The sequence below is a fragment of the Pseudomonas sp. 5P_3.1_Bac2 genome, from assembly GCF_025465995.1.
GTDB lineage: Bacteria > Pseudomonadota > Gammaproteobacteria > Pseudomonadales > Pseudomonadaceae > Aquipseudomonas.
Map to the genome: position 1 here is coordinate 40376 of NZ_JANLNY010000028.1, position 24384 is coordinate 64759.

The following is a 24384-nucleotide window of genomic DNA, read 5'->3' on the forward strand; positions in this document are numbered from 1 at the left end:
CCCTCAATGGCCCCCGCAAAGCCACGCCCAGCAAGCGCTTGGCAGTGCCACTGCGGGGCTAGCGGTATGGTATCGTAGCGCAACTTTTGCGCAGCGCTTGGCCAGGGGGGGCCGACGCTGTGCGCATCACTTAACTCGAGACAAGGCAAGCCTATGCAACGGCTGTATCGGAAACGCATCATTGTTGGCGTAGGCGGCGGCATTGCCGCCTATAAAAGTGCCGAGTTGATCCGCCGACTCAAAGATCAAGACGCCGATGTGCGCGTGGTCATGACCCAAGGCGGCCGTGAGTTCATCACTGCGCTGACTCTGCAAGCGCTGTCTGGCCACCCGGTGCATGTCGACCTGCTCGACCCCGCTGCCGAAGCGGCCATGGGCCATATCGAGCTGGCCCGCTGGGCGGACTTGGTACTGATTGCCCCCGCCACCGCCGATCTGATGGCGCGCCTGGCCCAAGGCATGGCCGATGATCTGCTGAGCACCTTGGTGCTGGCCACCGATGCGCCAGTCGCCCTGGCACCGGCCATGAACCAAGCCATGTGGCGCGACCCAGCCACCCAGGCCAACGCCGAACTGCTGCGCAGCCGTGGCCTGCATATCTTTGGCCCGGCCTCGGGCAGCCAGGCCTGTGGCGATGTCGGCCAGGGCCGCATGCTCGAAGCCGAGCAACTGGTGCAGTGCGCCGCCGATTGCTTCCAGCATCAGGCCCTGACCGGCAAACACGTGCTGATCACCGCCGGCCCGACCCAGGAAAACATCGACCCGGTGCGCTACATCACCAACCACAGCTCCGGAAAAATGGGCTTTGCCCTAGCCGAGGCAGCCGTGGAAGCCGGCGCCAAAGTGACCCTGATCAGCGGCCCGGTGCACCTGCCCACCCCCGACCGGGTCAATCGCGTCGATGTCATCAGCGCCCGCGACATGCTCGCTGCCTGCGAGGCTGCCATGCCGTGCGATTTGCTGATCGCCGCCGCCGCAGTGGCGGACTACCGGCCAGAAGTAGTGGCCCAGCACAAATTGAAAAAAGACCCCAGCAGCGGCGATGGCATGCTGCTACAAATGGTCCGTAACCCAGACATTCTGGCCACGCTGGCCGGCCGTAGCGACCGCCCCTTCAGTGTTGGCTTCGCCGCCGAAACGCAGAACCTGTTGGAATACGCCTCGCGCAAACTGCAGGATAAAAACCTCGACCTGATCGTAGCCAACGACGTGGCCAACCCCAGCATTGGCTTTAATAGCGAAGAAAACGCCATCACCATCATTGACCGCGAGCTGCAGCAAAGCACCTTCAGCCAGACCAGCAAAAGCAAAATTGCCCGTCAGCTGATTGCCTTTATCGCTGAACGCTTCGCCCACCGTTAAGTCATTTTTGAGCACAGATACCCGTATGCACAGCCTTCAAGCCAAGATCCTCGACCCGCGCCTGGGTCATGAATTTCCCCTGCCGCAGTACGCCACCCCAGGCTCCGCCGGTCTCGATCTGCGCGCCATGCTCAAAGAAGAGCTGGTGATTGCGCCGGGACAAACCGTGCTGCTGCCCACCGGCCTGTCGATCTATATCGGCGACCCAGGCTTGGCCGCGATCATTCTGCCGCGCTCAGGCCTGGGCCATAAGCACGGCATCGTGCTGGGCAACTTGGTGGGCTTGATCGACTCGGACTATCAGGGCGAGCTGATGGTCTCGTGCTGGAACCGCAGCCAAGCCCCATTCACCATCGCCATCGGCGAGCGCATCGCGCAATTGGTGCTGGTGCCGGTGGTGCAGGCACAGTTCCAACTGGTTGACGAATTTGATCAGAGCCAACGCGGCGCTGGCGGCTTTGGCCACTCAGGCAGCCACTAAGGGCAACAGGCAGCACGCTGACTGAACGGATCACAATAATAAGGTGCCGAGGAGACGCCGCATGACCCTCTTCAAAAGTCGCGCTAAACCCCAGCCGCCAAGCGGCCTCGCCAGCAGTGCGGAGCTCACCGGCAGCGCGCAACAACAAGCCGCGCGCTCAGCCACTCACGGCTTGCTGCCCGGCGCCCTGCTGGCCTTGGTTGGGGTGGCGTTGGGCGCGGCGCTGTTGTGGTTCGGCCCGTTAAGCAGTGCCCATCAGCAACATCTGCAACAACTCAGTCAGGCGTGGGGTGAAGGTCAGGCCGGGGTGATTAAAAAAGCCCTAAAACAACTGCGCGTGGATAGCGAAGCCGCGGCCAGCACAGCTCAAGTGCTGCAAGCCCTGCAAAGCCAAGACAGCCAACAGCTGCGCAGCGCCGAGCTGAATATCAGCGCCTGGCCTGGAGTGGTCGACGCCCAACTCAACCTGCGCGGCCAAGCGGTGCCCAACGCCGAGCGCGCCGCGCCGATGAATTTCGCCGCACTGGATTTGCTACGCCGCGCGGAAAGCGGGCAAAACCCAGCGGTGGAGGCCTATAAAGTCGACAAGCGCTGGCTGGCCTATAGCGTGGTAGCCGTACGAGCCAACGCCAACGAGGCGCCACTGGGCACCTTGCTGATCGCCGTCGATCTGCAGCGCCTGACCGCCAGCCTGCCCGACATGCCTGCTGAAGTGGGGCAAATGCAATTGCTCCAGCAGTTCAGCAGCGCCCCGGCGCAAGTCTTGTTGCAACGCGGCCAAGCGGATGGCGCGGCGCTGAGCTTTAATACCGGCAACCCGCACTGGAGCCTCAGCTTCAGCCCTGGCAGCAGCCTGCTCAGCCCCATGTTGTCGCCCCTGCTGTTGGCCTGCGCCGCGCTGCTGGCCCTGGCCGGCGCTTTGGCTGGTCTGTATCTGCTGCACTATAGTCTGCAACGCAAGATCGCCGGCGATGCCGACCAACTCGACCAAATGCTCACGCAACTCGCGGCGGGTAAAAACATCAAAGCCTTTAGTCTGAGCCTGGCTCCGCTGCACAATCTGGCCCAACACATGGCGCGCTTGCCGCGCCGTGGCAATGCTTCGAGCAGCCCCAGCACTCCGGCTGCTGCACCCAGCCCTGCGAGCCCGCCGGCCGCAGTCATTACCGACCCGCTGTTTCAGGACACCGATATCTTGGACATAGATATTCTCGACGAAGACATGGACTTACTCGGTCTCAACCCGCAAACCGGCGCAGCCGCCAAGGTGGCGCCCAAACTGCCAGCAGATATTTTCCGTGCTTACGACATCCGTGGCGTGGTCGGACGCAGCCTAAACGGCGAAACCGCCTACTGGATCGGCCGCGCCATTGGCTCGCAGAGCCTGGCTCAAGGCGAACCCCACGTCAGCGTCGGTCGTGATGGCCGCCTGTCCGGCCCGGAACTGGCGCAGCAACTGATCCAAGGTCTGCTCGACTGCGGCTGTATCGTCAGCGATGTGGGCATGGTGCCGACGCCGGTGACCTATTACGCGGCGCACACCTTGGCCGGTAAGTCGGCAGTGATGCTCACCGGCAGCCACAACCCGGCCGATTACAACGGCTTTAAAATCGTCATCGCCGGCGACACCTTGGCCAATGAGCAAATCCAAGCGCTCAAGCAGCGTATCGACAACAACGACTTGGCCAGCGGCGTCGGCAGCGTCGAGCAGGTCGATTTGCTGCCGGCCTACCTCAAGCAAATCCGCGATGACATCGCCATGGCCAAACCGCTGCGCGTGGTGGTCGACTGCGGCAACGGTGTGGCCGGGGTGATCGCCCCGCAACTGCTGGAAGCCTTGGGCTGCACGGTAATCCCGCTGTTCTGCGAGGTGGATGGCAACTTCCCCAACCATCACCCCGACCCGGGCAAGCCGGAAAACCTGGTCGACCTGATCGCCAAGGTCAAAGAAGAAAAGGCCGATATCGGCCTGGCCTTTGACGGCGATGGCGACCGCTTAGGCGTCGTCACCAACCTCGGCAACATCGTCTTCCCCGACCGTTTGCTGATGCTGTTTGCCAAGGACGTGGTGTCGCGCAACCCTGGCGCCGACATCATCTTCGACGTCAAATGCACACGCCGCCTGACCCCGCTGATCAGCGGTTACGGTGGCCGCCCGGTGATGTGGAAAACCGGCCACTCGCTGATCAAAAAGAAAATGAAAGAAACCGGTGCTTTACTGGCCGGCGAAATGAGCGGGCATATCTTTATCAAGGAACGCTGGTATGGCTTTGACGATGGCATCTACGCCGCCGCTCGCCTGCTGGAGATCCTGAGCCAGGAGCAACGCGACGCCGACCAGGTGTTCCGCGCCTTCCCGGACGATATCAGCACGCCGGAAATCAACATCGAAGTCACCGAGCAAAGCAAGTTCAGCATCATCCACAGCCTGCAAAGCGAAGGCGTATGGGGTGAAGCCAAACTGACCGATCTCGATGGTATACGCGTCGACTACCCCAAAGGCTGGGGCCTGGTGCGCGCCTCCAACACCACACCGGTGCTGGTGCTGCGTTTCGAGGCCGAGAACGAGCAGGAGCTGGAGCGCATCAAGGCGGTGTTCCGCGCCCAATTGCAGCGCGTCGCGCCTGATCTCAAGCTGCCGTTTTGATTGAACTACGTTTTTTAACTGGAGTACCGCATGACCCTCGAACGCGATGCCGCCGCACAAACCGCCAAGGTTCTGTCTGAAGCACTGCCTTATATCCGCCGCTACGTCGGTAAGACCTTGGTCATCAAGTACGGCGGCAATGCCATGGAAAGCGAGGAGCTGAAGACCGGCTTCGCCCGTGACATCGTGCTGATGAAGGCGGTGGGCATCAACCCCGTGGTGGTCCACGGCGGCGGCCCGCAAATTGGCGACCTGCTCAAACGGCTGTCAATTGAAAGCCACTTTATCGACGGCATGCGCGTCACCGATGCGCAGACCATGGACGTGGTGGAAATGGTCCTCGGCGGCCAGGTCAACAAGTCCATCGTCAACCTGATCAACAGCCACGGCGGCAGCGCCATCGGCCTGACCGGTAAAGACGCGCAGCTGATTCGGGCGAAAAAGCTCACCGTTACCCGTCAGACGCCAGAGATGACCAAGCCGGAAATCATCGACATCGGCCAAGTCGGCGAAGTGGTGAGCATCAACACCGACCTGCTCAATCTGCTGGTGCAGGGCGACTTTATTCCAGTGATCGCGCCGATTGGCGTCGGCCCAGAGGGCGAGTCGTACAACATCAACGCCGACCTGGTCGCGGGCAAAGTGGCTGAAGCACTGCGTGCTGAGAAACTGATGCTGCTGACCAACATCGCCGGCCTCATGGATAAAGAAGGCAAGGTGCTGACCGGTCTAAGCACTCAGCAAGTCGACGAACTGATCGCCGACGGCACCATCTACGGCGGCATGCTGCCGAAGATCCGCTGCGCCCTGGAAGCCGTGCAAGGCGGTGTCGGCAGCTCGTTGATTATCGACGGCCGCGTGCCTAATGCGATTCTGCTGGAAATCTTCACCGACACCGGTGTCGGTACCCTGATCAGTAACCGCAAACGCGGCTAACTGGCACTGCAACCCCATCAGCTTGCCTGGCAGGCTGATGGCGGCGGCAAAGCCTCTGTCCCGAGGCTAACCCCACTCGATCGCTTAACTCAGCGGACTAAACGCAGCTTACTGCGCATCACCTAATAGCTGGCGCACACGTTCAAGATCGTTGGCGAAATTACGCTCAGCTTCCTCGCGCGCCTGTTGGTAACGGGCGATATCCGCGTTCAGGCGCACTTGCTCGGCTTTTTGGCTGTCGATCTGATCGAGCAGATGGGCTTGCACCTTGCGCCCCGCGCGCTCTTGATCGGCAGCCTGGGCCTGCAAGCTGGCCTGCTGACTGGCGGCCGAATTGAGGTTGCCGCGCGCCACGCCCAACAAGCCATCCAACTCGGCGAGCTTGCGGCTACGGGCACGTTCAACATCTTCTGGGGAGCTGTACAGGCGCAGCAGTTGCTCATCGGAGCTGGCCTGGGCCTTTTGCGCGAGGATCTTCTTCAGCTCCTCGGCCGTCGGCGCCGGCGCCACCTCATGGATGACCCGGCCCTGATCGTTAAGCACCTGGTAGCCCTTGCTGATAAATTCCGGCGGCACGCCCTGGCGGCTCAGCACGGTGGTGCCGTGGTCATCGATATAGCGGTAGAGCTCTGCCGCCTGCGCCACAACTGGCAGCGCCATGCACAGCAACAGCGAAAAGCGGATCAGGCCAGTTCTACGCATCGATGCAGCACCTTGTAATGGGCAGATTAGATACCGTATTGCTCGCGGTACGCTTGTACCGCCGGTAAATAGTGCTTGAGTTGCGCATCCTCTGCCAGATATTCAAGAACCTGTTCTAGCGACACAATGCTCACTACGGGCATAGCGTAGTCGCGTTGTACTTCCTGAATGGCCGAAAGATCGCCTTTGCCACGCTCTTGGCGGTTGAGGGCAATCAGCACGCCAGCGGCTTGCGCGTTTTGCGCCTGGATGATTTGCATCACTTCGCGAATGGCAGTGCCGGCCGTGATTACGTCATCTATGATCAGTACACGACCAGCCAGCGGAGCCCCAACGAGGGTGCCACCTTCACCATGATCTTTGGCTTCTTTGCGATTGAAACACCAAGGCACATCACGCTGATGATGCTCGGCCAGCGCCACCGCAGTGGTTGCAGCCAACGGGATACCTTTATAGGCCGGGCCGAACAGAACATCGAAGTCGATGCCGCTGTCTATCACCGCTTCAGCATAAAAACGCCCGAGCTGAGCCAAAGCTAATCCGCTGTCAAATAATCCGGCATTGAAAAAATATGGGCTGACGCGCCCCGACTTAAGGGTGAACTGGCCAAAGCGCAGTACTCCACGCTCGATGGCAAAACGGATGAAATCGCGCTGGTACGCTTGCATTTAAAAGTCCCGGACGACACGGATTGACTAGGAATTTAGCTAATTTGGAATGAGCTCGGGTATCATACACGCACGCGATTTTAGGGGCCATTTATGCGGATCATCAGTGTGAACGTGAATGGTATTCATGCTGCAGTCGAACGAGGATTACTCAGTTGGTTGCAAGCACAGAATGCCGACGTCATCTGCCTGCAGGACACCCGCGCCTCCGCCTTTGAACTGGACGACCAAGCCCTCCAATTGGATGGCTATTTCCTTTATGCCTGTGATGCAGAAGTACCAAGCCTTGGTGGCGTGGCCCTGTACTCCCGTTTGCAACCCAAGGCGATTATCAGCGGTCTGGGCTTTGAAATGTCCGACCGCTACGGGCGCTACCTGCAAGCCGATTTCGACAAAGTCAGTATTGCCACTGTACTCATGCCTTCGGGCATGCAAGGTGACGAGAATCTGAACCAGAAGTTTAAGTTTATGGACGACTTCACCCATTACTTAGACAAGCAGCGCCGCAAACGCCGTGAGTACATTTACTGCGGTTCGTTCTACGTCGCGCACCAGAAACTGGACGTGAAGAACTGGCGTGACTGCCAGCAATCACCAGGCTTCCTGGCGCCAGAACGGGCGTGGATGGATGAAGTGGTGGGCAACATGGGCTATGTCGACGCCCTGCGTGAAGTCAGCCGCGAAGGCGATCAATTCAGCTGGTGGCCCGATAGCGAACAAGCCGAGTTACTCAACTTAGGCTATCGCTTCGACTACCAACTGCTGACACCGGGCATGCGTCGCAGCATTCGTACTGCGCGCCTGCCACGTCAGCCGCGCTTCTCCCAGCACGCGCCGCTGATCGTCGATTACGACTGGACGCTGAGCGTCTAGACGTTAATCGCCCAGAAAAAACCGCAGCCCTAAGCTGCGGTTTTTTGTTTGTGCAGCATGCCAATCAGCCATCCTAAAAAAGCCCTGCGAAGCAGGGCCTTTGTGCGGCAAACCGCTTACTTAACCAAGCGCAAACACAACGGGTAGCGATAATGCTCGCCAGTGTTGGCTTTGATCCCGGCAATGATGGTCAGAATCAGGGCCGCCAGACTGATCAACGCTGCCAGCGGGAAACCGACCAGCACCCACATCAGCGCGCCGCTGACCATCAGGGCGATACTGACGGTGATCTGGAAGTTGAGCGCTTCTTTGCCCTGTTCGTCGACAAAGGGGTCCAGCTCCTTTTTCAGCTGCCAGACAATCAACGGCCCCAGCACATTGGCCACCATCGGCATGATCAACCAAGCGAAGGCGGCGTAATGGCAGAGCATGGCCCATTTGCGGGCCTCTGCATTAGGTTGGGTGCTGGGCAGTTGATCAGTCACGAACACACTCCGAAGTACTTGGCGATGGCTTAGTTGGCACTCAGAGCCGCTTGCTGCAAGGCAAACAGCTGGCTGATGCCATCTTGCGCCAACGCCAACATGGCATTCAACTCGGCCGGCTGGAAGGGCGCGCCTTCGGCAGTGCCCTGCACTTCAATGAAGCCGCCAGTGCTGGTCATCACCACGTTGAGGTCGGTCTCAGCGGCAGAGTCTTCCAGATAATCCAGGTCCAGCACCGGCTGGCCCTCATAGATGCCGACCGACACCGCCGAGATCATCTGTTTGATCGGGTCGCCGCCTTTGAGGCCACCACGTTTTTTGATCACTTGCAGGGCATCGACCAACGCCACCATAGCGCCAGTGATCGACGCGGTACGGGTACCGCCATCGGCTTGGATCACATCGCAATCGACATACAGGGTGATTTCGCCCAGCTTGCTCATATCCAGTGCGGCGCGCAGCGAGCGGCCGATCAGACGCTGGATTTCCAGAGTGCGGCCGCCTTGCTTGCCACGGCTGGCTTCACGCTGGTTACGATCGCCGGTGGCGCGCGGCAGCATGCCGTATTCGGCGGTCAACCAGCCTTGACCCTGACCTTTAAGGAAGCGCGGCACGCCCGACTCGACGCTGACCGTGCAAATCACTTTGGTGTCGCCAAACTCAACCAGTACCGAGCCTTCAGCGTGCTTGGTGTAGTTGCGGGTGATGCGGATCGGGCGCAACTGATCGGCGGCGCGGCCACTAGGACGTTTCATCAACTATTACCTGTTCTGAATAAAAATCTGCCCACATTATAGGGCCATCGACTGTGACAGTATGCCGAATTGGGAAGGCCACAGCGCACTGCGCTACAATCTGCGCTCTTTGCCGACAGACTTTTGCGAGGTCGCCCCATGATCCACAGCATGACTGCCTTCGCCCGCGCCGAACAAGCGCTCGCCAATGGCACCCTGAGCTGGGAGCTGCGCTCGGTCAACCACCGCTACCTGGAACCGCACCTGCGCCTGCCCGAAGCTTTCCGCGACTTGGAAGGCGCGGTGCGCGATGCCCTGCGTAACGGCCTGTCCCGTGGCAAAGTCGAGTGCACCCTGCGTTACAGTGAAGAAAACACCGGCCAAGCCCTGCAAGTCGACCTGCAGCGTGCCGCGCAGTTGATTGCCGCCGCCGAGAGCGTGGCCAACCTGATCAAACAGCCTGCGCCGCTGAATCCGTTGGAGGTGCTGGGCTGGCCCGGCGTATTGGTGGCCGATGCCGTCGATCCACAAGCGCTCAACCAAAGTGCAATGGGCCTGTTCAATCAAGCCCTGAAAGAGCTGAAAAACGGCCGCGAGCGTGAAGGCAGCGAGCTGGCCAAACTGCTCAACGAGCGCCTCGACAGCATTCTTGAGCAAGTCGCCGAGCTGCGTGAGCTGGTGCCGCAAATGCTCGCCGGGCAACGGCAGAAGGTGCTTGATCGCAGCGCCGAGATGCAAGTCGAGCTGGACCCGCAGCGCCTGGAACAGGAGCTGGTGATCCTCGCCCAGAAGAGTGACGTGGCCGAAGAGCTGGACCGCTTGAGCACCCACGTCAGCGAAGTGCGGCGCGTGCTTAAAAGTGCCGGTGCCACTGGCCGCCGCCTGGACTTCCTGATGCAGGAGCTCAACCGCGAAGCCAACACCCTGGGCTCGAAAGCCTTTGACACCCGCAGCACCCAAGCGGCGGTGAACCTGAAAGTCCTGATCGAGCAAATGCGCGAACAGGTGCAGAACATCGAATAAGCCAGCGCTGCGCGCCACTGATACGCGCAGCCGTCCCAACCTTTATTGCAGGAGCAGGCCATGCCCACTAGCGGCACTCTCTACATCATTTCCGCGCCCTCGGGAGCCGGCAAAAGCAGCCTGGTCAAGGCCCTGACCGACAGCGAAAGCCAAGTGCGCGTATCGGTGTCCCACACCACCCGCGCGATGCGCCCCGGCGAAATCGACGGGCTGCATTACCACTTTGTCGACCACGGGCAATTCAGCGTCATGCTCGAACGCAGCGAGTTTCTTGAGCACGCGCAGGTCTTCGACAACTATTACGGCACCTCGCAGCGCTGGCTGGAACAAACCCTGGCCGAAGGCTACGACCTGATTCTGGAAATCGACTGGCAAGGCGCGCAGCAGGTACGCAAGCTGATGCCGCAAGCCAAATCGATCTTTATCCTGCCGCCGACCAAAGAGGCCCTGCAGCATCGTCTCAACCAACGTGGCCAGGACAGCGCAGAGGTGATCGAACGACGCATGCGTGATGCCGTCAACGAGATGAGCCATTACGTCGAGTTCGACTACCTGGTGATCAACGATGATTTCGCCCACGCCCTGAGCGACCTCAAGGCGATTTTCCAGGCCAACCGCCTGCTGCAGTCGGTGCAACAACAGCGCCACGCCGGGCTGCTCAGTGAGCTATTGGTCTGATAGCGAAGCACTGGCTAAATCAGTGCTTCCCTTAATGCTGGTGATTTTTTAGACTATTCAGTCCGTTCGTCCAGCCGGCTTGCACTGCCTGGACCTAGATTTCGCACTTAATTTTGTCGTACGAGGAATACCATGGCCCGCGTTACCGTTGAAGATTGCCTGGACAACGTTGTTAACCGCTTTGAGTTGGTCATGCTCGCCACCAAGCGTTCGCGCCAACTGGCCACCGGCGGCAAAGAGCCGAAAGTGGCGTGGGAAAACGACAAGCCAACCGTAGTAGCCCTGCGCGAAATCGCTGCTGGCCTGGTTGATTATGACGTTATCGCCCAAGACGACATCGTTGAAGAAGAGCCGCTGTTCGCCGCCTTCGAGGAAGAGGCGAACGAGCCTCTGTAAGCTGATGCCTGGTCGAAGTGCACAGACGCAGGCATTCCTGACTCAGCATGGGGTTCACCCATGCCGAGCATAGACGCCCTCGCCGAAAGACTTTCGACCTACCTCGACGGCGACCAAGTTAACTTGGTTCGCCGCGCTTACTTCTACGCCGAACAAGCCCACGATGGCCAACGCCGTCGTAGTGGCGAGCCCTATGTCACCCACCCACTCGCGGTGGCCGGCATTCTGGCTGACATGCACATGGACCATCAGAGCCTGATGGCCGCCATGCTGCATGATGTGATCGAAGACACGGGCATCGCCAAAGAAGCCCTCGACGCCCAGTTTGGCGAGTCGGTGGCGGAACTGGTCGATGGGGTCAGCAAACTGACCCAGATGAACTTCGAGACCAAAGCCGAGGCGCAAGCCGAAAACTTCCAGAAAATGGCCATGGCCATGGCCCGCGACATTCGCGTGATCCTGGTTAAGCTGGCCGACCGCCTGCACAACATGCGCACCCTGGAAGTGTTATCCGGCGAGAAACGCCGGCGCATCGCCAAAGAAACCCTGGAAATCTACGCACCCATCGCCAACCGCCTGGGCATGCACAGCATGCGCGTGGAGTTCGAAGACCTAGGCTTCAAGGCCATGCACCCGATGCGCTCGGAGCGTATCCGCGCCGCGGTGAAACGCGCCCGCGGCAACCGCAAAGAGCTGGTCAACAAGATCCAGGAGTCGATCATCCACTGCCTCACCCGCGAAGGCATGGAAGGCGAAGTCAGCGGCCGCGAGAAACACCTGTTTGGCATCTATAAAAAGATGCGCGGCAAGCGCCGGGCGTTCAACGAGATCATGGACGTTTACGCGTTTCGCATCGTCGTCGACAAAGTCGACACCTGCTACCGCGTACTAGGCGCCGTACATAACCTGTACAAGCCCTTGCCGGGGCGCTTTAAGGATTACATCGCGATTCCTAAAGCCAACGGCTATCAGTCGCTGCACACCACGCTGTTCGGCATGCATGGCGTGCCGATCGAAATCCAGATCCGCACCCGCGAGATGGAAGAGTTAGCCAACAACGGCATCGCCGCCCATTGGCTGTACAAATCCAACGACGATGACCAGCCCAAGGGCAGCCACGCCCGTGCGCGGCAGTGGGTCAAAGGCGTGCTGGAAATGCAGCAACGCGCCGGCAACTCGCTGGAGTTTATCGAGAGCGTGAAGATCGACCTGTTCCCGGACGAGGTCTACGTCTTCACTCCCAAAGGCCGGATCATGGAGCTGCCCAAAGGCTCCACGGCGGTGGACTTCGCCTACGCGGTGCACACCGATGTCGGCAACACCTGCATTGCCTGCCGCATCAACCGGCGCCTGGCGCCGCTGTCGCAACCGCTGGAAAGCGGCTCGACAGTGGAAATCGTCACCGCTCCCGGCACCCGCGCCAACCCGGCCTGGCTCAACTTTGTGGTCACCGGTAAGGCCCGTACGCATATTCGCCACACCCTTAAACAGCAACGCCGCTCCGAGTCGATCAACTTGGGCGAGCGCCTGCTGAACAAGGTTCTGGCCAGCTTCAATCAGCATCTGGATGCCCTGCCGGTGGAGCGTATCGACGCGGTGCTGGAGGAATACCACCTGGAGCTGACCGAGGACTTGCTCGAAGACATCGGCTTGGGCAACCGCATGGCTTATGTGGTGGCGCGGCGCCTGCTCAGCGAAAGCAACGAAGCCCTGCCGAGCAGCGAAGGACCACTGGCGATTCGCGGCACCGAAGGCTTGGTGCTGAGCTACGCCAAGTGCTGTACGCCGATCCCCGGCGACCCCATCGTCGGCCATTTGTCTGCTGGCAAAGGCATGGTCGTGCACTTGGAAAGCTGCAAGAACATCGGCGAAATTCGCAACAACCCGGATAAATGCATCCAGCTGTCCTGGGCCAAAGACGTCACCGGCGAGTTCAACGTCGAGCTGCGCGTCGAACTGGAACACCAACGCGGCCTGATCGCCCTGCTGGCTGGCAGCGTCAACGCCGCCGACGGCAACATCGAGAAGATCAGCATGGACGAGCGCGACGGCCGTATCAGCGTGGTACAGCTGGTGGTCAGCGTGCATGACCGCGTGCATCTGGCCCGCGTGATTAAGAAGCTGCGTACCCTCACCGGGGTAATCCGCATCACGCGCGCCCGCGCCTAAGCGCCAGCCCCAAGGCGCCTGTTACTACCGAACTAAACCTCGCCTCGCCAGCTTGCAGCAGCGCACCTTGCGTCTCACCAAGCCTTGGCGCGCCGACTTGGTGCTGAGCGCCTTCGCACTTACATGTCAGACAACTGCGCTTTGACAGCTCCCACACTTTGCACCACCCTAGACGGCCTCGTCGGCAGCGCTGCGCGCGCGCCCGGCGTTCCTAATTTGTGCAGGAGTTCCCATGAGCAAGAGCGTTATCAGCAGCGACAAGGCCCCAGCGGCCATCGGCACTTACTCCCAGGCGATCAAGGCCGGCAACACCGTTTACATGTCCGGGCAGATCCCATTGGACCCCAAAACCATGGAACTGGTTGAGGGCTTTGAAGCGCAAACCGTGCAGGTGTTCGAGAACCTCAAAGCCGTGGCTGAAGCGGCGGGTGGCTCGTTTAAAGACATCGTTAAACTGAATATCTTCCTCACCGACCTGTCGCACTTCGCCAAGGTCAACGAAGTGATGGGTCGCTACTTCGAGCAGCCTTACCCAGCGCGCGCCGCCATTGGCGTAGCCGCTCTGCCGCGTGGCGCGCAGGTTGAGATGGACGCCATTCTGGTTATCGAATAACCCCTGTGGCGGGGCCTAGCGCCCCGCCCAGCAGCAAAGCGACACCCCCTCCCCGGTGCAACGCCCCCTGCAAATCCGTCGCCCAGTGCGCACAGCCCGTCTTGCATCAGCACTAACGCGCTCAATAGGCACAATTTAGCGGCCACTAATTGACAAGTTAATATTTCCTTATTGAGAACTATTTGCAATAATACTCGCAATATCTTGCTTGACACCCGCTTTCAGGCGAGTGCAGTACCTACTTCTTCCATTCAGGTCCGGCCAGTATGTTCTTATCCAGCTCACGCATTCCGACTTCAGCAGCCCCTCAAACTCGCTGGTTGCGCCCACTGTGTGTCGCACTGCTGGCGTTGCTGCCACTGAGCAGTTTTGCCGAAGAGCCGACGCCTAGCGCTGTACCTGCCCCTGCCGCCGTAGCCAACCCCGCACAAGCCGCCGTGGCGGCTCCAGCTGGCAGCGATGCTGCGGCAACCACTCAGGCTGTCGCGCCAAACGCAGTGGACAGCAAAGTCGCGGCGCTGCGCGAGAAGATCGCGACCCTCGGCGACCAAGCCACTGCCGATCAGATCGAGCAAGTGCAGCAGCAATTCATCACGGACAACCAACTCAACCCGCAAGACGCCGAGAAGCTGCTGGCTGCGGTGCAAGATGATGGCCTGGCCGACCAAGCTGGTGCCGAAGAGCCCATGCTGCACGACCTGTCGCCCTGGGGCATGTACCAGAACGCTGACGTCGTAGTGAAAAGCGTGATGATCGGCCTGATCCTGGCGTCGATCCTGACCTGGACCATCTGGGTCGCGAAAACCATCGAGCTGGTTGGCGCTCGCCGCCGCCTGCGCCGCGAACTGCAAGACCTGAAAAGCGCGCGCAACCTCAACCAAGCCGCCGAGCAAGCCCGCGCCAAGCACAGCTTCAGCACCGTGTTGATTGAAGACGCACAGGACGAAATCAGCCTGTCGGCCAACAGCAAGCTCAAAGAAGGTATCAAAGAGCGCGTCAGCTTCCGCCTCGAACGTCTGGTCGCCGCTTGCGGTCGTGAGATGAGCAAAGGCACCGGCGTGCTCGCCACCATCGGTTCCACCGCCCCCTTCGTCGGCCTGTTCGGTACCGTATGGGGCATCATGAACAGCTTTATCGGCATCGCTAAATCGCAAACCACTAACCTCGCGGTAGTCGCCCCAGGTATCGCTGAAGCCCTGCTGGCCACCGCGCTGGGTCTGGTGGCTGCGATCCCTGCGGTGATCATCTACAACGTGTTTGCCCGCTCCATCGCCGGCTACAAAGCGCAGGTCGGTGATGCTTCCGCTCAGGTACTGCTGCTGGTCAGCCGCGATCTCGACCTCGCCACGGCGAACGAGCGCAACCAAGCTCCAGCCATGGTCAGGGCGGTTTAACAACATGGGTCTGCACCTAAACGACAGCGGCGATGATCTCCAGGAAAACCATGAGATCAACGTAACGCCCTTTATCGACGTGATGCTGGTGCTGCTGATCATTTTCATGGTCGCAGCCCCACTGGCCACGGTAGACGTTAAAATCGATCTGCCGGCCTCCACCGCCAAACCGGTGCCACGCCCGGATAAACCGATCTACCTGAGCATCAAGGAAGACAAAACCTTGTTCCTCGCCAATGATCAGGTTGAGCCCGAGCAACTGGGCGCGGCGCTGGACAATCTGACACATTCAGATAAAGACAAGACCATCTTCGTGCGCGGCGACAAAGGTGTTGAATACGCCGACCTGATGGTGGTGATGGACAGTCTGCGCAGCGCTGGCTACCTCAAGATTGGCCTGGTTGGTCTGGAGACGGTCGGCGCCAAATGAATCCACGCAAACGCAATTTCTACTGGAGCGCCAGCTTAATCCTGGTACTTGCGGTGCATGTTGGCGTGTTCCTTTGGGCGCTGTACTGGCGCCCTCAAGCTATCACGCTGGAGCCGCCGCCGGCGGCCATGATGGTTGAGTTGCAGCCGTTGGCCCCACCGCCTCCGCCGCCACCACCGCAGCCGCAAATCGAGCCAGAACCGGAACCCGAGCCACCGAAAGTGGTGGAGGCAGCGAAGCCGAAACTGGTGATTGAACAGCCTAAGCCCAAGCCTAAACCGCAGAAGCCTAAGCCCAAACCACCGGAGCCCAAGCCGCAACCACCGCAGCCGCAACCTGATCCGCAGCCGAGCAATACGCCGCCGGCCGCACCACAACAGGCCGCGCCGCGTAAATCCACAGTTAATCCTGCGGACATGCTGCGCAGTCAGTGGTTGAGCAAGGTGCACGCGTACTTGAGCAGCCGCATGCATTATCCGCAGCGCGAACGCCGCTTTAACAAGATTGGCGACCGTAAGTCGGTGATGCTGAGTTTTATCGTCGATGCCAGTGGCTCCATCAGCCAGGCGGAAGTGAAAAACTCCAACGCCAAACCGAGCTTTGACCGCGACGTGTTGCAACAACTGCGCCGCGCCGGTTCAGTGCCCCGACCACCGGCAGAGTTGTTGTCAGGTGGGCGGATCAGTCTGAACTTCCCACTCAACTTTGAGTTGACCCGCTAAACCTGAGGCCACAGCTTGCTGTGGCCTCAGCTGTTTCTGCCCCGCCGAAAACGCTATCCTGCCGGCTACTTATTGCAGCGCTGTGCTGCTGCCCGGGTGAGGAATGATCATGCGTAGCCTGTCTCTTGTCGTACTTGTCAGTGCCATCCTCACTGGCTGCGCCAGTACCCCGCCGAGTGCAGATGGCACCTGGATCAACCAGACCGCCATCGATGCCGCTGCCGCCAGCGGCAACCTGCGTGAAGCCTTGCTGGCTTACGGGCCGAACCTCGAATGGCAGGTCTCCACCGCACAGCAGCACGCCACCTTAAGCAATGGTTTTGAACAGGCCGAAGGCGATCTGCATGTGCAGCCCGACGGCCGCCTGCGCGTGGACTTCTACGGCGACTATGCAGAGTGGTTAAGCCTGGACGGCAACGAGTTGCTGCAAGCCCAGAGCCCTACTGCGCCCGAGCAGCGCTTCAGCCACGTCGAGGGGCCAGATTTAGCCTTGGGCACCAGATTTGAGCACGCGCTGTATAGCGCCTATCTGGGCGGTAAATGGACCATCGAAGCAGGCGAAGGCCAAGGTGGCTTAGTGCTGTTTAACCCCTACGGTAGCGTCCAGGGCTTACCGGGCGCACAGCAGTACGCCCTCTGCCTGGCTGGCGATTGCGCAGCCATGAGCGGCGAGAACGACAGCATTTGGCTGCAACTGGGCGAGCAAGGTCAAACCTGGTTGTTCGAGCATAACGGCGATCAACTGCGCATCTTCCAGGCGGTCAACCGCGCCGCCATTGATGAGATGCCCGACTACAGCAAAGGCCCGCAGCGCTGGTTATTACGCCGGCACTAAGCCTCAGGCAAACCTTCAATGTAAATCGCCCAGCACGCTAGCACTTACTTGCGACGGCTCATTAATCGTATTTCGCTGCTGGCCAGACGTCAGCGCGACTCGCTCAGCACCGCGGCATAACCTTCACGGTAGCTCGGATACTGCGGCTGCCAGCCCAAGGCCCGCGCCCGTGCGTTGCTGCAGCGCTTGCTGCCGGCGCGGCGGCTGATGGTCGGCGGCTCGCTGTGACTGACGCCTAACTGCTGGCGTAGCCACGCCACCACCTCATGCAGCGCTGCAGGCTGGTTATCCACGCCGATATAGCAGTCAGCCAGCGCCACACCTGCGTGATCGGCTTGCAGCAAATGGGCGAGCAAACCGGCGGCGTCATCGGCATGAATGCGGTTGCTGTACTGCGCAGGCTCGCTCGCCACCTGATAGCCCGCGCGCACTTGCTTCAGCAGCCACTCACGGCCAGGGCCATAGATCCCGGCTAAACGCAGCACAGTGGCAGCCATAGGCGCGTTTAAGACTAGCTGTTCCGCCTCCAGCATGATCCGTCCGGAATAGCCCTGCGCCTCGGCAGGGGCGCTCTCATCCAGCCAAGCGCCATCGTTCTGCGCATACACGCCCGTACTGGAGACAAACAGCAGGCGTTTGGGCCGTTGGCCGTGTTGCGCCAACCAACTGAGCACATGGCTTAAGCCATCGACATAAGCCGCACGATAACCGGCCTCATCGTGGGTGCTTGCAGCCACGCAATAGACCAAGTAATCCAACGCCGCAGTGGGCCAAGTGGACGGGCAGCAATGGCTGAAGAGATTGCCCGCGACGGGGCGTATGGCGGGGGGTAAGGCCGCGCCGTTGCGGCGCAGGCCATATACCGTCCAGCCGGCTGCGCTGAGTTGGCAGCCGAGACGGCTGCCGACATCACCACAACCAGCAATCATCAGGGTGGGTGAGGTCGGCATACTCGCTCCTGACTGGGCTTAGTGCACCAAGGCGGTGAAGCCCGCTTGTTGCACCAGCTCCAGCAGCGGTTGTGGGTAAACACCCAGAACGAACACCAACAGCGCGACGATCAGCAGCATAATGCCACCTGCGCGTTGCGGCCAATGCAGCTCAGCATCGCGGGCATGCAGGCTCGGTTCGAGCATAAACAGGGTGACCATCACACGCAGGTAATAGAACACGCCGATGGCGCTACCAATCACCATCACGGCCAGCAGCCACCACTGTTGCGCTTGCACGCCGGCGGCGATGACGTAGAACTTACCGATAAAGCCGGCCGTCAGCGGGATACCCGCCAGCGACAGCATCATCAACGTCAGCACCGCCGTCAGGTATGGACGGCGCCAGAACAGGCCACGGTACTCGAACAGCGCATCGGCATCACGGCCGCTATAAGGCGTCGACATCAGAGTGATCACGCCGAACGCACCCAGGCTGGTCAGCACGTAGGTGGCGAGGTACACCCCCACCGCTTCCACGGCCAGGCCTTTAGTGGCGATCAACGCCACCAGCAGGTAACCGAAGTGGGCAATGGAGGAGTAACCAAGCAGACGCTTGAGGTTGTTTTGCAACAGCGCCAGCAGGTTACCGAACAGGATCGAGAACACCGCCAGCAGCGTCAGCAGATCGGTCAGCCAGCCGCCAGCGGTAACCGGCGACATCTGATACAGACGCAGCAGCACGGCGAATACGGCGACCTTGCTCGCGGTAGCGAGGAACGCCGCCACCGGCGCTGGAGCACCTTCGTATACGTCCGGCGTCCACAGGTGGAACGGGGCCAGCGACAGTTTGAAGGCCAGGCCGATCAGCATCAGGCCCACACCGATTTGCGCCAGCAGGCTCGGCAGGCCATTGCTGGCCAGCTGTGCACCGATACCGGCGAAGCTCAGTTGCCCCGACTCGGCGTACAGCAGCGCCATGCCGAACAGCAGGAAGGCCGAACCGGCAGCGGACAGCACCATGTACTTGATGCCGGCCTCCAACGAACGCTTGTTGAAGAAGGCGTAAGCGATCATGCCGTAGGTCGGTACCGACAGCAGTTCCAAGCCGATAAACAAACCGGCCAAATGTTGCGCGCTGACCAGCACCAGGCCGCCGACCGCCGAGAGCAGCATCAGCAGGTACAGCTCTTCGCGGTTACCCGGATAGCCCTTGCCCGAATCGCCGCCCAGGTAGGCGTGGATCAGCGTGGTACAGGCCAGAGTCGCAGCGAGCACCACGGCCATGTAGTAGCAGGCGAACTTATCCACCAACAGCAGCGGCGTGACTTCAATCGGCGTGACGCCCAAGGCAGGCAGCAGCGACAACAGAGCCAAGTTAAGACCGACGACCGACAGGCCGAAGATCATCGAGTGGTTACGCTTCCAGGCAATCGCCAGCATCACCAGCACCACAGTGGCACTGGCGATGAGTAGCGGCAGCAGCGCTAGAAAATGTTGCGACGTCAGTTGCATGGCATGACTTTCCATTTAACAGCTACCGGGCCAGAACAGATTGATTAAGGGCATGACCCAACCACTGCTGCACGCCGTGCATGCTGGCAGCGGAAGTATCGAGCACCGGTTGCGGATAGACGCCGAGCAGGATCAGCAGCACCGCGAGGAGCAAGACCATGCTCAGCTCACGCACCTGCAGACCTTGCAGCGCCCCCTCCTGTTTGGCCGGACCAAAGTAGGCACGGTGAATCATGATCAGCGAGTAGACCGAACCCAGCACCAGGCCGACCGCAGCCAGCACGGTGATCCAAGGTGCCGTCGGGAAGCTGCCGATCAGGATCAGGAACTCACCGACAAAGTTACCGGTACCCGGCAAGCCCAAGGCGGCAGCGGCGAAGAACAGACTGATCGCCGGCAGCCATGGCAAGCGCCCCCAGATCCCACCCATTTCACGCAGGTCACGGGTTTTCAGGCGCTCATACAGCTGGCCACTCAAGATAAACAGCGCCGCCGCCGACAGACCGTGGGCCACCATCTGCACCACCGCGCCTTGCAGGGCGATCTCACTGGCGGAGTAGATGGCGATCAGCACAAAGCCCATGTGCGACACGCTGGAGTAAGCCACCAGACGCTTGATGTCGGTTTGCGCGAAAGCCACGAAAGCGCCGTAGCCGATGGCGAACACACCCAGCCACTGAGCAATCGGCGCGAACTCGGCCGAAGCATTGGGGAACAGCGGCAGAGTGAAACGCATCAGGCCGTAGGCGGCGGTTTTCAGCAGGATACCGGCGAGGTCGACGGAGCCCGCAGTCGGCGCCTGGGCGTGGGCATCCGGCAGCCAGGAGTGCAGAGGCACTACCGGGAACTTCACCGCGAAGGCGATAAAGAAACCGAGCATCAGCAGGTATTCAGTGCCAGGTGCCAGTTGGGTCTTCAGCAGGTCGGCGTAGTTGAAGGTCAACACGCCGCTTTGGTTGAAGTGCACGAACACCAGCGCCAGGATCGCCACCAACATCACCAAGCCGCTGGCCTGGGTGTAGATGAAGAACTTGGTGGCGGCGGTGATGCGGGTCTTGCCCTTGCTGCCGCTGTGACCCCAGAGCGCGATGAGGAAGTACATCGGCACCAGCATCATTTCCCAGAAGAAGAAGAACAGGAACAGGTCGACCGCCAGGAACACGCCGACCACGCCACCCAAGATCCACATCAGGTTGAGGTGGAAGAAACCGACACGGTGCTGAATCTCGTTCCACGAGCAAAGCACCGAGAGCACCCCGAGCAAGCCAGTGAGGACGATCATCAGCAGCGACAAGCCGTCCAGCGCCAGGTGGATGCTGATACCCAGGCGGGAAATCCACGGTACTTGGAATTCAGACGCCCACACCGGGCCGGTGTCTGGCGCAGGCGCCAGGCTGAAATCGACCGTAGCCCACAGCCACAGGCCGAGGCCCAGCAGCAGGAGCATGGTCAACAAAGCGATCCAGCGGGTCAGGCTATGGCTGATACGCTCAGCCTGCCAGCACAACAGTCCGCCAATAAAGGGAATCAGGATTAGCCAGGGCAGAATCATAGCGGGCTATTTTCCTTAATTTAGAAACAGAAGGACGGCGAGCACCAGTACGGCACCCCCGACAATCGAGGTGGCGTACCAACGCACCTGACCACTTTCGCTGCGCGCCAGCACGGCGTTACCGCCACGGGCCAGGCGCGGCACCAGGCCGATGCTGCGATCAATCGGGTCGCGGCCGAGCAAACGGGTCAGCAGCAGATACGGCTGCACAAACACCTTGTCATACAGCCAATCGAAGCCCCACGCGGCGAACCACCAAGCCGACAGGAAGCGGCCAATGCCGCTCTGGGCAATCGCTGTCGCCACCCGACGCTGGCCGAGGAACAGCAGCGCGGCGAGCAGAATACCGGCAATCGCAATCGCCCCCGAAGCCAACTCCAGGCTGTGTTGGCCTTCGCCACCGGCGTGACCGAAGCTGTGCGGCAGCACCCCGGCCAAAGGCGGAGTGATCAGCGCGCCGACAAAGGTCGACAGCACAATCAGCACCATCAGCGGCAGGTTGTAAGCGATACCGTGGCCGGCATGGGCTTCAGTTTTCTGCTCACCGTGGAAGGCGATAAAGATCAGGCGGAAGGTGTACAGCGAGGTCATAAAGGCACCGGCTAAACCTGCGTACAGCAGCCATTGATGCCCAGTCGCAAAGGCTTCCCAAAGGATTTCATCCTTCGAGTAGAAGCCGGCGGTCACCAGCGGCAAGGCGGCCAACGCAGCGCCACCGACGATAAAGCTGGCGTAGGCCAACGGCAGTTTCTTCCACAGGCCGCCCATCTTGAAGATGTTCTGCTCGTGGTGGCAGGCGTTGATCACCGCACCGGAAGCAAGGAACAGCAGGGCCTTGAAGAAAGCGTGGGTCATCAGGTGGAAAATCGCCGCGTCCCAAGCGCTAACGCCCAGGGCGAGGAACATGTAGCCAATCTGGCTCATGGTCGAGTAGGCGAGGATACGTTTGATGTCGGTCTGCACCAGCGCGGCAAAGCCGGCCAGCACCAGGGTCACGGCACCGACGATGCCAACCAGCTCAAGAATTTCCGGAGTCAGCAGGAACAGGCCATGGGTGCGGGCGATCAGGTACACCCCCGCGGTCACCATGGTCGCGGCGTGGATCAGCGCCGACACTGGGGTCGGACCTGCCATCGCATCGGCCAGCCAGGTTTGCAGTGGCAGTTGCGCCGACTTACCTACCGCGCCGCCCAGCAGCATCAGAGTAGCCACCCACAGCCAGGTGTCACCGGCCACGTATTTCTGCGGTGCCAGCACCATCAGCTCCTGGATGTTCAGGGTGCCGAGGTTGATGAACAGCAGGAACATGCCGATCATCAAGAACACGTCGCCGATACGGGTGACGATAAACGCCTTCAGCGCGGCATTGCCGTTAGGCACGTGCTTGTAATAGAAGCCGATCAGCAGGTACGAGCACAGGCCCACGCCCTCCCAACCGAAGAACAGCACCAGCAGGTTATCGCCCAGCACCAGCAACAGCATGCTGAAGATAAACAGGTTGGTGTAGGAGAAGAAGCGCGAGTAGCCCTCTTCACCACGCATGTACCAGCTGGCGAACATGTGGATCAAAAAGCCCACGCCAGTGACCACACCGAGCATGGTCAGCGACAGGCCATCCAGGTACAGGGTGATGTTCGGCGCAAAGCCCGCCACGTTCATCCACTGCCACAGGTGTTGGCTGTACACGCCATCGACCGGTGGGTTGGTGTTGAACTGGAAGATCAGCCAGGCGCTGGTCAATGCCGACAGGCCGACCGAGCCGACGCCGATCAACGCCGCCAGGTTTTCACTGATACGCCCACGGGAGAAGGACAGCAGCAGCCAGCCCAACAGGGGGAATACACAGGTTAGGAATAAAAGATTCATCCGCGCATCTCGCTAGCAGCGTCGACATCGAGGGTGTTAAAGCGACGATAGAGTTGCAACAGAATCGCTAGGCCAATCGAGGCCTCAGCCGCCGCCAAGGTGATGACCAGGATAAACATCACCTGACCATCGGCTTGCACCCAGCGGCTCCCGGCGACCACAAAGGCCAGCGCGGTAGCGTTCATCATGACTTCCAGGCTCATCAGCACAAACAGGATGTTGCGCCGCACCATCAGGCCAACCAGGCCGAGGCTAAACAGCACGCCGGCGAGCGCCAGGCCGTGCTCCATGGGAATGCCGGTCATACGGTTGGCTCCTTGGCATCTTGACGACCCAGGTGATACGCACTGACCAACGCGGCCAGCAGGAGCATGGAAGCCAGCTCCACCACCAACAAATAAGGACCAAACAGGGCGATGCCGACGGCCTTCGCCTCAACACTCTGGGTGCCGATCAGGCCCGCGCTTGGACCTTGGAACAACACATACAGCAGTTGTCCCAACAGCAGCAGGCTGAGGATCGCCGGGCCCGTCCAGATGCCGGGACGCAACCAGTTGCGCTCCTGTTCAGCTGAAGCTGGGCCCAGGTTGAGCATCATCACCACGAAGACGAACAGCACCATGATGGCGCCGGCGTACACGATGATTTCCAGGGCACCGGCAAACGGCGCCCCCAGGCTGAAAAAGGTCATGGCCACGGCCAACAGCGAGATGATCAGGTACAGCAGGGCGTGCACCGGATTGCTCGCGGTGATCACCCTGACTGTTGCCGCCACGGCTACGCCTGCGGCGAGGTAGAAAGCGAATTCCACAAAACTCTCCTTAGGGCAGAAGGCCTTTGACGTTGATCGGCTCGGCTTCGCTTTGCGCAGCGCCTTTAGGCTTGCCGGCAATGGCCATACCGCTGACCCGATAGAAGTTGTACTCAGGGTTTTTGCCTGGGCCGGAGATCAGCAGATCTTCTTTCTCGTACACTAGGTCCTGACGCTTGTACTCGCCCATCTCGAAATCCGGCGTGAGCTGGATCGCGGTGGTCGGGCAGGCTTCTTCGCACAGGCCACAGAAGATGCAGCGCGAGAAGTTGATGCGGAAGAACTCGGGGTACCAACGACCGTCGTCTTTCTCGGCTTTTTGCAGCGAGATACACCCCACAGGGCAAGCCACGGCGCACAGGTTGCAGGCTACGCAGCGCTCTTCACCATCGGGGTCGCGGGTCAGGACGATACGGCCACGGTAACGCGGCGGCAGGTACACGGCCTCTTCGGGGTATTGCAAGGTGTCACGCTTGCGAAAGCCATGGCTGAAGACCATGGCCAGGCTGCGCAACTGGGTCGCCGTGCCAACCAGCACATCCCAGATATATTTGAACATCGAA

General features: G+C 60.4%; 25 protein-coding genes. 14 read left to right on the forward strand and 11 right to left on the reverse strand.

The annotated features are described in order from the left end of the window. Nucleotides 1-153: 153 nt before the first annotated feature. From coaBC to argB, 4 genes are all read left to right on the forward strand, one after another. Nucleotides 154-1362 carry a bifunctional phosphopantothenoylcysteine decarboxylase/phosphopantothenate--cysteine ligase CoaBC gene (coaBC, locus tag NTD81_RS17410; protein ID WP_262183964.1) on the forward strand — a complete coding sequence of 403 codons (1209 nt, stop codon included), beginning with the start codon at nucleotides 154-156 and terminating at the stop codon, nucleotides 1360-1362. Between the two features lie 25 nt (nucleotides 1363-1387). Beyond that, nucleotides 1388-1843, forward strand: coding sequence for a dUTP diphosphatase (gene dut / locus NTD81_RS17415; protein WP_262183965.1), 456 nt, complete (start codon nucleotides 1388-1390; stop codon nucleotides 1841-1843). 1222 nt (nucleotides 1844-3065) lie between these two features. Beyond that, a complete protein-coding gene (algC, locus tag NTD81_RS17420; RefSeq protein ID WP_262184363.1) occupies nucleotides 3066-4490 on the forward strand; it encodes a phosphomannomutase/phosphoglucomutase in 1425 nt (474 codons plus the stop codon). Nucleotides 4491-4520: 30 nt separating this feature from the next. After that, nucleotides 4521-5426: an acetylglutamate kinase gene (gene argB, locus NTD81_RS17425; RefSeq protein WP_262183966.1), complete on the forward strand. Its 906-nt coding sequence runs from the start codon at nucleotides 4521-4523 to the stop codon at nucleotides 5424-5426. 108 nt (nucleotides 5427-5534) lie between these two features. Here the strand turns inward: argB and NTD81_RS17430 are convergent, their stop codons facing one another. Beyond that, nucleotides 5535-6086 carry a DUF4124 domain-containing protein gene (locus tag NTD81_RS17430; RefSeq protein WP_262184364.1) on the reverse strand — a complete coding sequence of 184 codons (552 nt, stop codon included), beginning with the start codon at nucleotides 6084-6086 and terminating at the stop codon, nucleotides 5535-5537. A 68-nt stretch (nucleotides 6087-6154) separates the two neighbouring features. Then, nucleotides 6155-6796 (reverse strand): orotate phosphoribosyltransferase, encoded by a 642-nt coding sequence (gene pyrE, locus NTD81_RS17435; protein WP_262183967.1) that lies wholly within the window; start codon nucleotides 6794-6796, stop codon nucleotides 6155-6157. Between the two features lie 93 nt (nucleotides 6797-6889). Here pyrE and NTD81_RS17440 point away from each other — a divergent pair, with 93 nt between their 5' ends. Next, the gene (locus NTD81_RS17440; protein WP_262183968.1) at nucleotides 6890-7669 is read left to right on the forward strand and encodes an exodeoxyribonuclease III; all 780 of its coding nucleotides are present in this window, start codon (nucleotides 6890-6892) and stop codon (nucleotides 7667-7669) included. Between the two features lie 116 nt (nucleotides 7670-7785). On the opposite strand, the gene NTD81_RS17445 is transcribed toward NTD81_RS17440, so the two are convergent. Beyond that, entirely contained in the window at nucleotides 7786-8100 is a 315-nt protein-coding gene (locus NTD81_RS17445) for a DUF4870 domain-containing protein (protein ID WP_262184365.1), read from the reverse strand. Between the two features lie 83 nt (nucleotides 8101-8183). Beyond that, nucleotides 8184-8909, reverse strand: coding sequence for a ribonuclease PH (rph, locus tag NTD81_RS17450; protein WP_262183969.1), 726 nt, complete (start codon nucleotides 8907-8909; stop codon nucleotides 8184-8186). Nucleotides 8910-9047: 138 nt separating this feature from the next. Between rph and NTD81_RS17455 the strand changes: the two genes are divergently transcribed. The 9 genes from NTD81_RS17455 to NTD81_RS17495 all read left to right on the forward strand — a co-directional run bounded on the left by NTD81_RS17455 (nucleotide 9048) and on the right by NTD81_RS17495 (nucleotide 17148). Beyond that, entirely contained in the window at nucleotides 9048-9911 is an 864-nt protein-coding gene (locus NTD81_RS17455) for a YicC/YloC family endoribonuclease (RefSeq protein ID WP_262183971.1), read from the forward strand. A 60-nt stretch (nucleotides 9912-9971) separates the two neighbouring features. Then, complete coding sequence (gene gmk, locus NTD81_RS17460; RefSeq protein WP_262183972.1) at nucleotides 9972-10589, forward strand: guanylate kinase; 618 nt, start codon at nucleotides 9972-9974, stop codon at nucleotides 10587-10589. A gap of 132 nt (nucleotides 10590-10721) precedes the next feature. After that, nucleotides 10722-10985, forward strand: coding sequence for a DNA-directed RNA polymerase subunit omega (gene rpoZ, locus NTD81_RS17465; RefSeq protein ID WP_262183974.1), 264 nt, complete (start codon nucleotides 10722-10724; stop codon nucleotides 10983-10985). Between the two features lie 60 nt (nucleotides 10986-11045). Beyond that, complete coding sequence (gene spoT / locus NTD81_RS17470) at nucleotides 11046-13154, forward strand: bifunctional GTP diphosphokinase/guanosine-3',5'-bis pyrophosphate 3'-pyrophosphohydrolase (RefSeq protein ID WP_262183975.1); 2109 nt, start codon at nucleotides 11046-11048, stop codon at nucleotides 13152-13154. A 232-nt stretch (nucleotides 13155-13386) separates the two neighbouring features. Continuing rightward, a complete protein-coding gene (locus NTD81_RS17475; protein WP_262183976.1) occupies nucleotides 13387-13767 on the forward strand; it encodes a RidA family protein in 381 nt (126 codons plus the stop codon). Nucleotides 13768-14033: 266 nt separating this feature from the next. Beyond that, on the forward strand, nucleotides 14034-15161 hold the full coding sequence (gene exbB / locus NTD81_RS17480) for a tonB-system energizer ExbB (protein ID WP_262183977.1): 1128 nt from the start codon (nucleotides 14034-14036) through the stop codon (nucleotides 15159-15161). Between the two features lie 4 nt (nucleotides 15162-15165). Continuing rightward, nucleotides 15166-15591, forward strand: coding sequence for a TonB system transport protein ExbD (exbD, locus tag NTD81_RS17485; protein ID WP_262183978.1), 426 nt, complete (start codon nucleotides 15166-15168; stop codon nucleotides 15589-15591). Further along, nucleotides 15588-16313: an energy transducer TonB gene (locus tag NTD81_RS17490; protein ID WP_262183979.1), complete on the forward strand. Its 726-nt coding sequence runs from the start codon at nucleotides 15588-15590 to the stop codon at nucleotides 16311-16313. Before exbD ends, NTD81_RS17490 begins: the two co-directional genes overlap by 4 nt. Nucleotides 16314-16422: 109 nt before the next feature. Continuing rightward, complete coding sequence (locus NTD81_RS17495) at nucleotides 16423-17148, forward strand: hypothetical protein (protein WP_262183980.1); 726 nt, start codon at nucleotides 16423-16425, stop codon at nucleotides 17146-17148. Nucleotides 17149-17237: 89 nt separating this feature from the next. On the opposite strand, the gene NTD81_RS17500 is transcribed toward NTD81_RS17495, so the two are convergent. Genes NTD81_RS17500 through nuoI form a run of 7 tightly spaced genes read right to left on the reverse strand, consistent with a single transcriptional unit; the run spans nucleotide 17238 to nucleotide 24380 of the window. Then, nucleotides 17238-18098 carry an SDR family oxidoreductase gene (locus tag NTD81_RS17500; protein ID WP_262183981.1) on the reverse strand — a complete coding sequence of 287 codons (861 nt, stop codon included), beginning with the start codon at nucleotides 18096-18098 and terminating at the stop codon, nucleotides 17238-17240. An 18-nt stretch (nucleotides 18099-18116) separates the two neighbouring features. Further along, nucleotides 18117-19592 (reverse strand): NADH-quinone oxidoreductase subunit NuoN, encoded by a 1476-nt coding sequence (gene nuoN, locus NTD81_RS17505; RefSeq protein ID WP_262183983.1) that lies wholly within the window; start codon nucleotides 19590-19592, stop codon nucleotides 18117-18119. 22 nt (nucleotides 19593-19614) lie between these two features. Further along, nucleotides 19615-21144 carry an NADH-quinone oxidoreductase subunit M gene (gene nuoM, locus NTD81_RS17510; protein WP_262183985.1) on the reverse strand — a complete coding sequence of 510 codons (1530 nt, stop codon included), beginning with the start codon at nucleotides 21142-21144 and terminating at the stop codon, nucleotides 19615-19617. Between the two features lie 15 nt (nucleotides 21145-21159). Further along, a complete protein-coding gene (gene nuoL / locus NTD81_RS17515) occupies nucleotides 21160-23010 on the reverse strand; it encodes an NADH-quinone oxidoreductase subunit L (protein WP_262183986.1) in 1851 nt (616 codons plus the stop codon). Beyond that, entirely contained in the window at nucleotides 23007-23315 is a 309-nt protein-coding gene (gene nuoK / locus NTD81_RS17520) for an NADH-quinone oxidoreductase subunit NuoK (RefSeq protein WP_262183987.1), read from the reverse strand. The genes nuoL and nuoK overlap by 4 nt, the downstream gene beginning before the upstream one ends. Next, nucleotides 23312-23821, reverse strand: a complete 510-nt coding sequence (nuoJ, locus tag NTD81_RS17525) for an NADH-quinone oxidoreductase subunit J (RefSeq protein WP_262183989.1) — start codon at nucleotides 23819-23821, stop codon at nucleotides 23312-23314. The genes nuoK and nuoJ overlap by 4 nt, the downstream gene beginning before the upstream one ends. A 10-nt stretch (nucleotides 23822-23831) precedes the next feature. Continuing rightward, nucleotides 23832-24380, reverse strand: a complete 549-nt coding sequence (nuoI, locus tag NTD81_RS17530) for an NADH-quinone oxidoreductase subunit NuoI (RefSeq protein WP_262183990.1) — start codon at nucleotides 24378-24380, stop codon at nucleotides 23832-23834. Nucleotides 24381-24384 lie beyond the last annotated feature (4 nt).

Coding starts and splice junctions, on each gene's coding strand:
- NTD81_RS17475 (WP_262183976.1), top strand. CDS start 13,387: ATGAGCAAGAGCGTTATCAGCAGCGACAAGGCCCCAGCGGCCATCGGC.
- gmk (WP_262183972.1), top strand. CDS start 9,972: ATGCCCACTAGCGGCACTCTCTACATCATTTCCGCGCCCTCGGGAGCC.
- NTD81_RS17495 (WP_262183980.1), top strand. CDS start 16,423: ATGCGTAGCCTGTCTCTTGTCGTACTTGTCAGTGCCATCCTCACTGGC.
- pyrE (WP_262183967.1), bottom strand. CDS start 6,796: ATGCAAGCGTACCAGCGCGATTTCATCCGTTTTGCCATCGAGCGTGGA.
- nuoI (WP_262183990.1), bottom strand. CDS start 24,380: ATGTTCAAATATATCTGGGATGTGCTGGTTGGCACGGCGACCCAGTTG.
- algC (WP_262184363.1), top strand. CDS start 3,066: ATGGACTTACTCGGTCTCAACCCGCAAACCGGCGCAGCCGCCAAGGTG.
- argB (WP_262183966.1), top strand. CDS start 4,521: ATGACCCTCGAACGCGATGCCGCCGCACAAACCGCCAAGGTTCTGTCT.
- dut (WP_262183965.1), top strand. CDS start 1,388: ATGCACAGCCTTCAAGCCAAGATCCTCGACCCGCGCCTGGGTCATGAA.
- NTD81_RS17490 (WP_262183979.1), top strand. CDS start 15,588: ATGAATCCACGCAAACGCAATTTCTACTGGAGCGCCAGCTTAATCCTG.
- NTD81_RS17455 (WP_262183971.1), top strand. CDS start 9,048: ATGATCCACAGCATGACTGCCTTCGCCCGCGCCGAACAAGCGCTCGCC.
- NTD81_RS17430 (WP_262184364.1), bottom strand. CDS start 6,086: ATGGCGCTGCCAGTTGTGGCGCAGGCGGCAGAGCTCTACCGCTATATC.
- nuoN (WP_262183983.1), bottom strand. CDS start 19,592: ATGCAACTGACGTCGCAACATTTTCTAGCGCTGCTGCCGCTACTCATC.
- exbD (WP_262183978.1), top strand. CDS start 15,166: ATGGGTCTGCACCTAAACGACAGCGGCGATGATCTCCAGGAAAACCAT.
- exbB (WP_262183977.1), top strand. CDS start 14,034: ATGTTCTTATCCAGCTCACGCATTCCGACTTCAGCAGCCCCTCAAACT.
- NTD81_RS17500 (WP_262183981.1), bottom strand. CDS start 18,098: ATGCCGACCTCACCCACCCTGATGATTGCTGGTTGTGGTGATGTCGGC.
- nuoK (WP_262183987.1), bottom strand. CDS start 23,315: ATGACCGGCATTCCCATGGAGCACGGCCTGGCGCTCGCCGGCGTGCTG.
- nuoM (WP_262183985.1), bottom strand. CDS start 21,144: ATGATTCTGCCCTGGCTAATCCTGATTCCCTTTATTGGCGGACTGTTG.
- nuoL (WP_262183986.1), bottom strand. CDS start 23,010: ATGAATCTTTTATTCCTAACCTGTGTATTCCCCCTGTTGGGCTGGCTG.
- NTD81_RS17445 (WP_262184365.1), bottom strand. CDS start 8,100: ATGCTCTGCCATTACGCCGCCTTCGCTTGGTTGATCATGCCGATGGTG.
- spoT (WP_262183975.1), top strand. CDS start 11,046: ATGCCGAGCATAGACGCCCTCGCCGAAAGACTTTCGACCTACCTCGAC.
- NTD81_RS17440 (WP_262183968.1), top strand. CDS start 6,890: ATGCGGATCATCAGTGTGAACGTGAATGGTATTCATGCTGCAGTCGAA.
- rph (WP_262183969.1), bottom strand. CDS start 8,909: ATGAAACGTCCTAGTGGCCGCGCCGCCGATCAGTTGCGCCCGATCCGC.
- coaBC (WP_262183964.1), top strand. CDS start 154: ATGCAACGGCTGTATCGGAAACGCATCATTGTTGGCGTAGGCGGCGGC.
- rpoZ (WP_262183974.1), top strand. CDS start 10,722: ATGGCCCGCGTTACCGTTGAAGATTGCCTGGACAACGTTGTTAACCGC.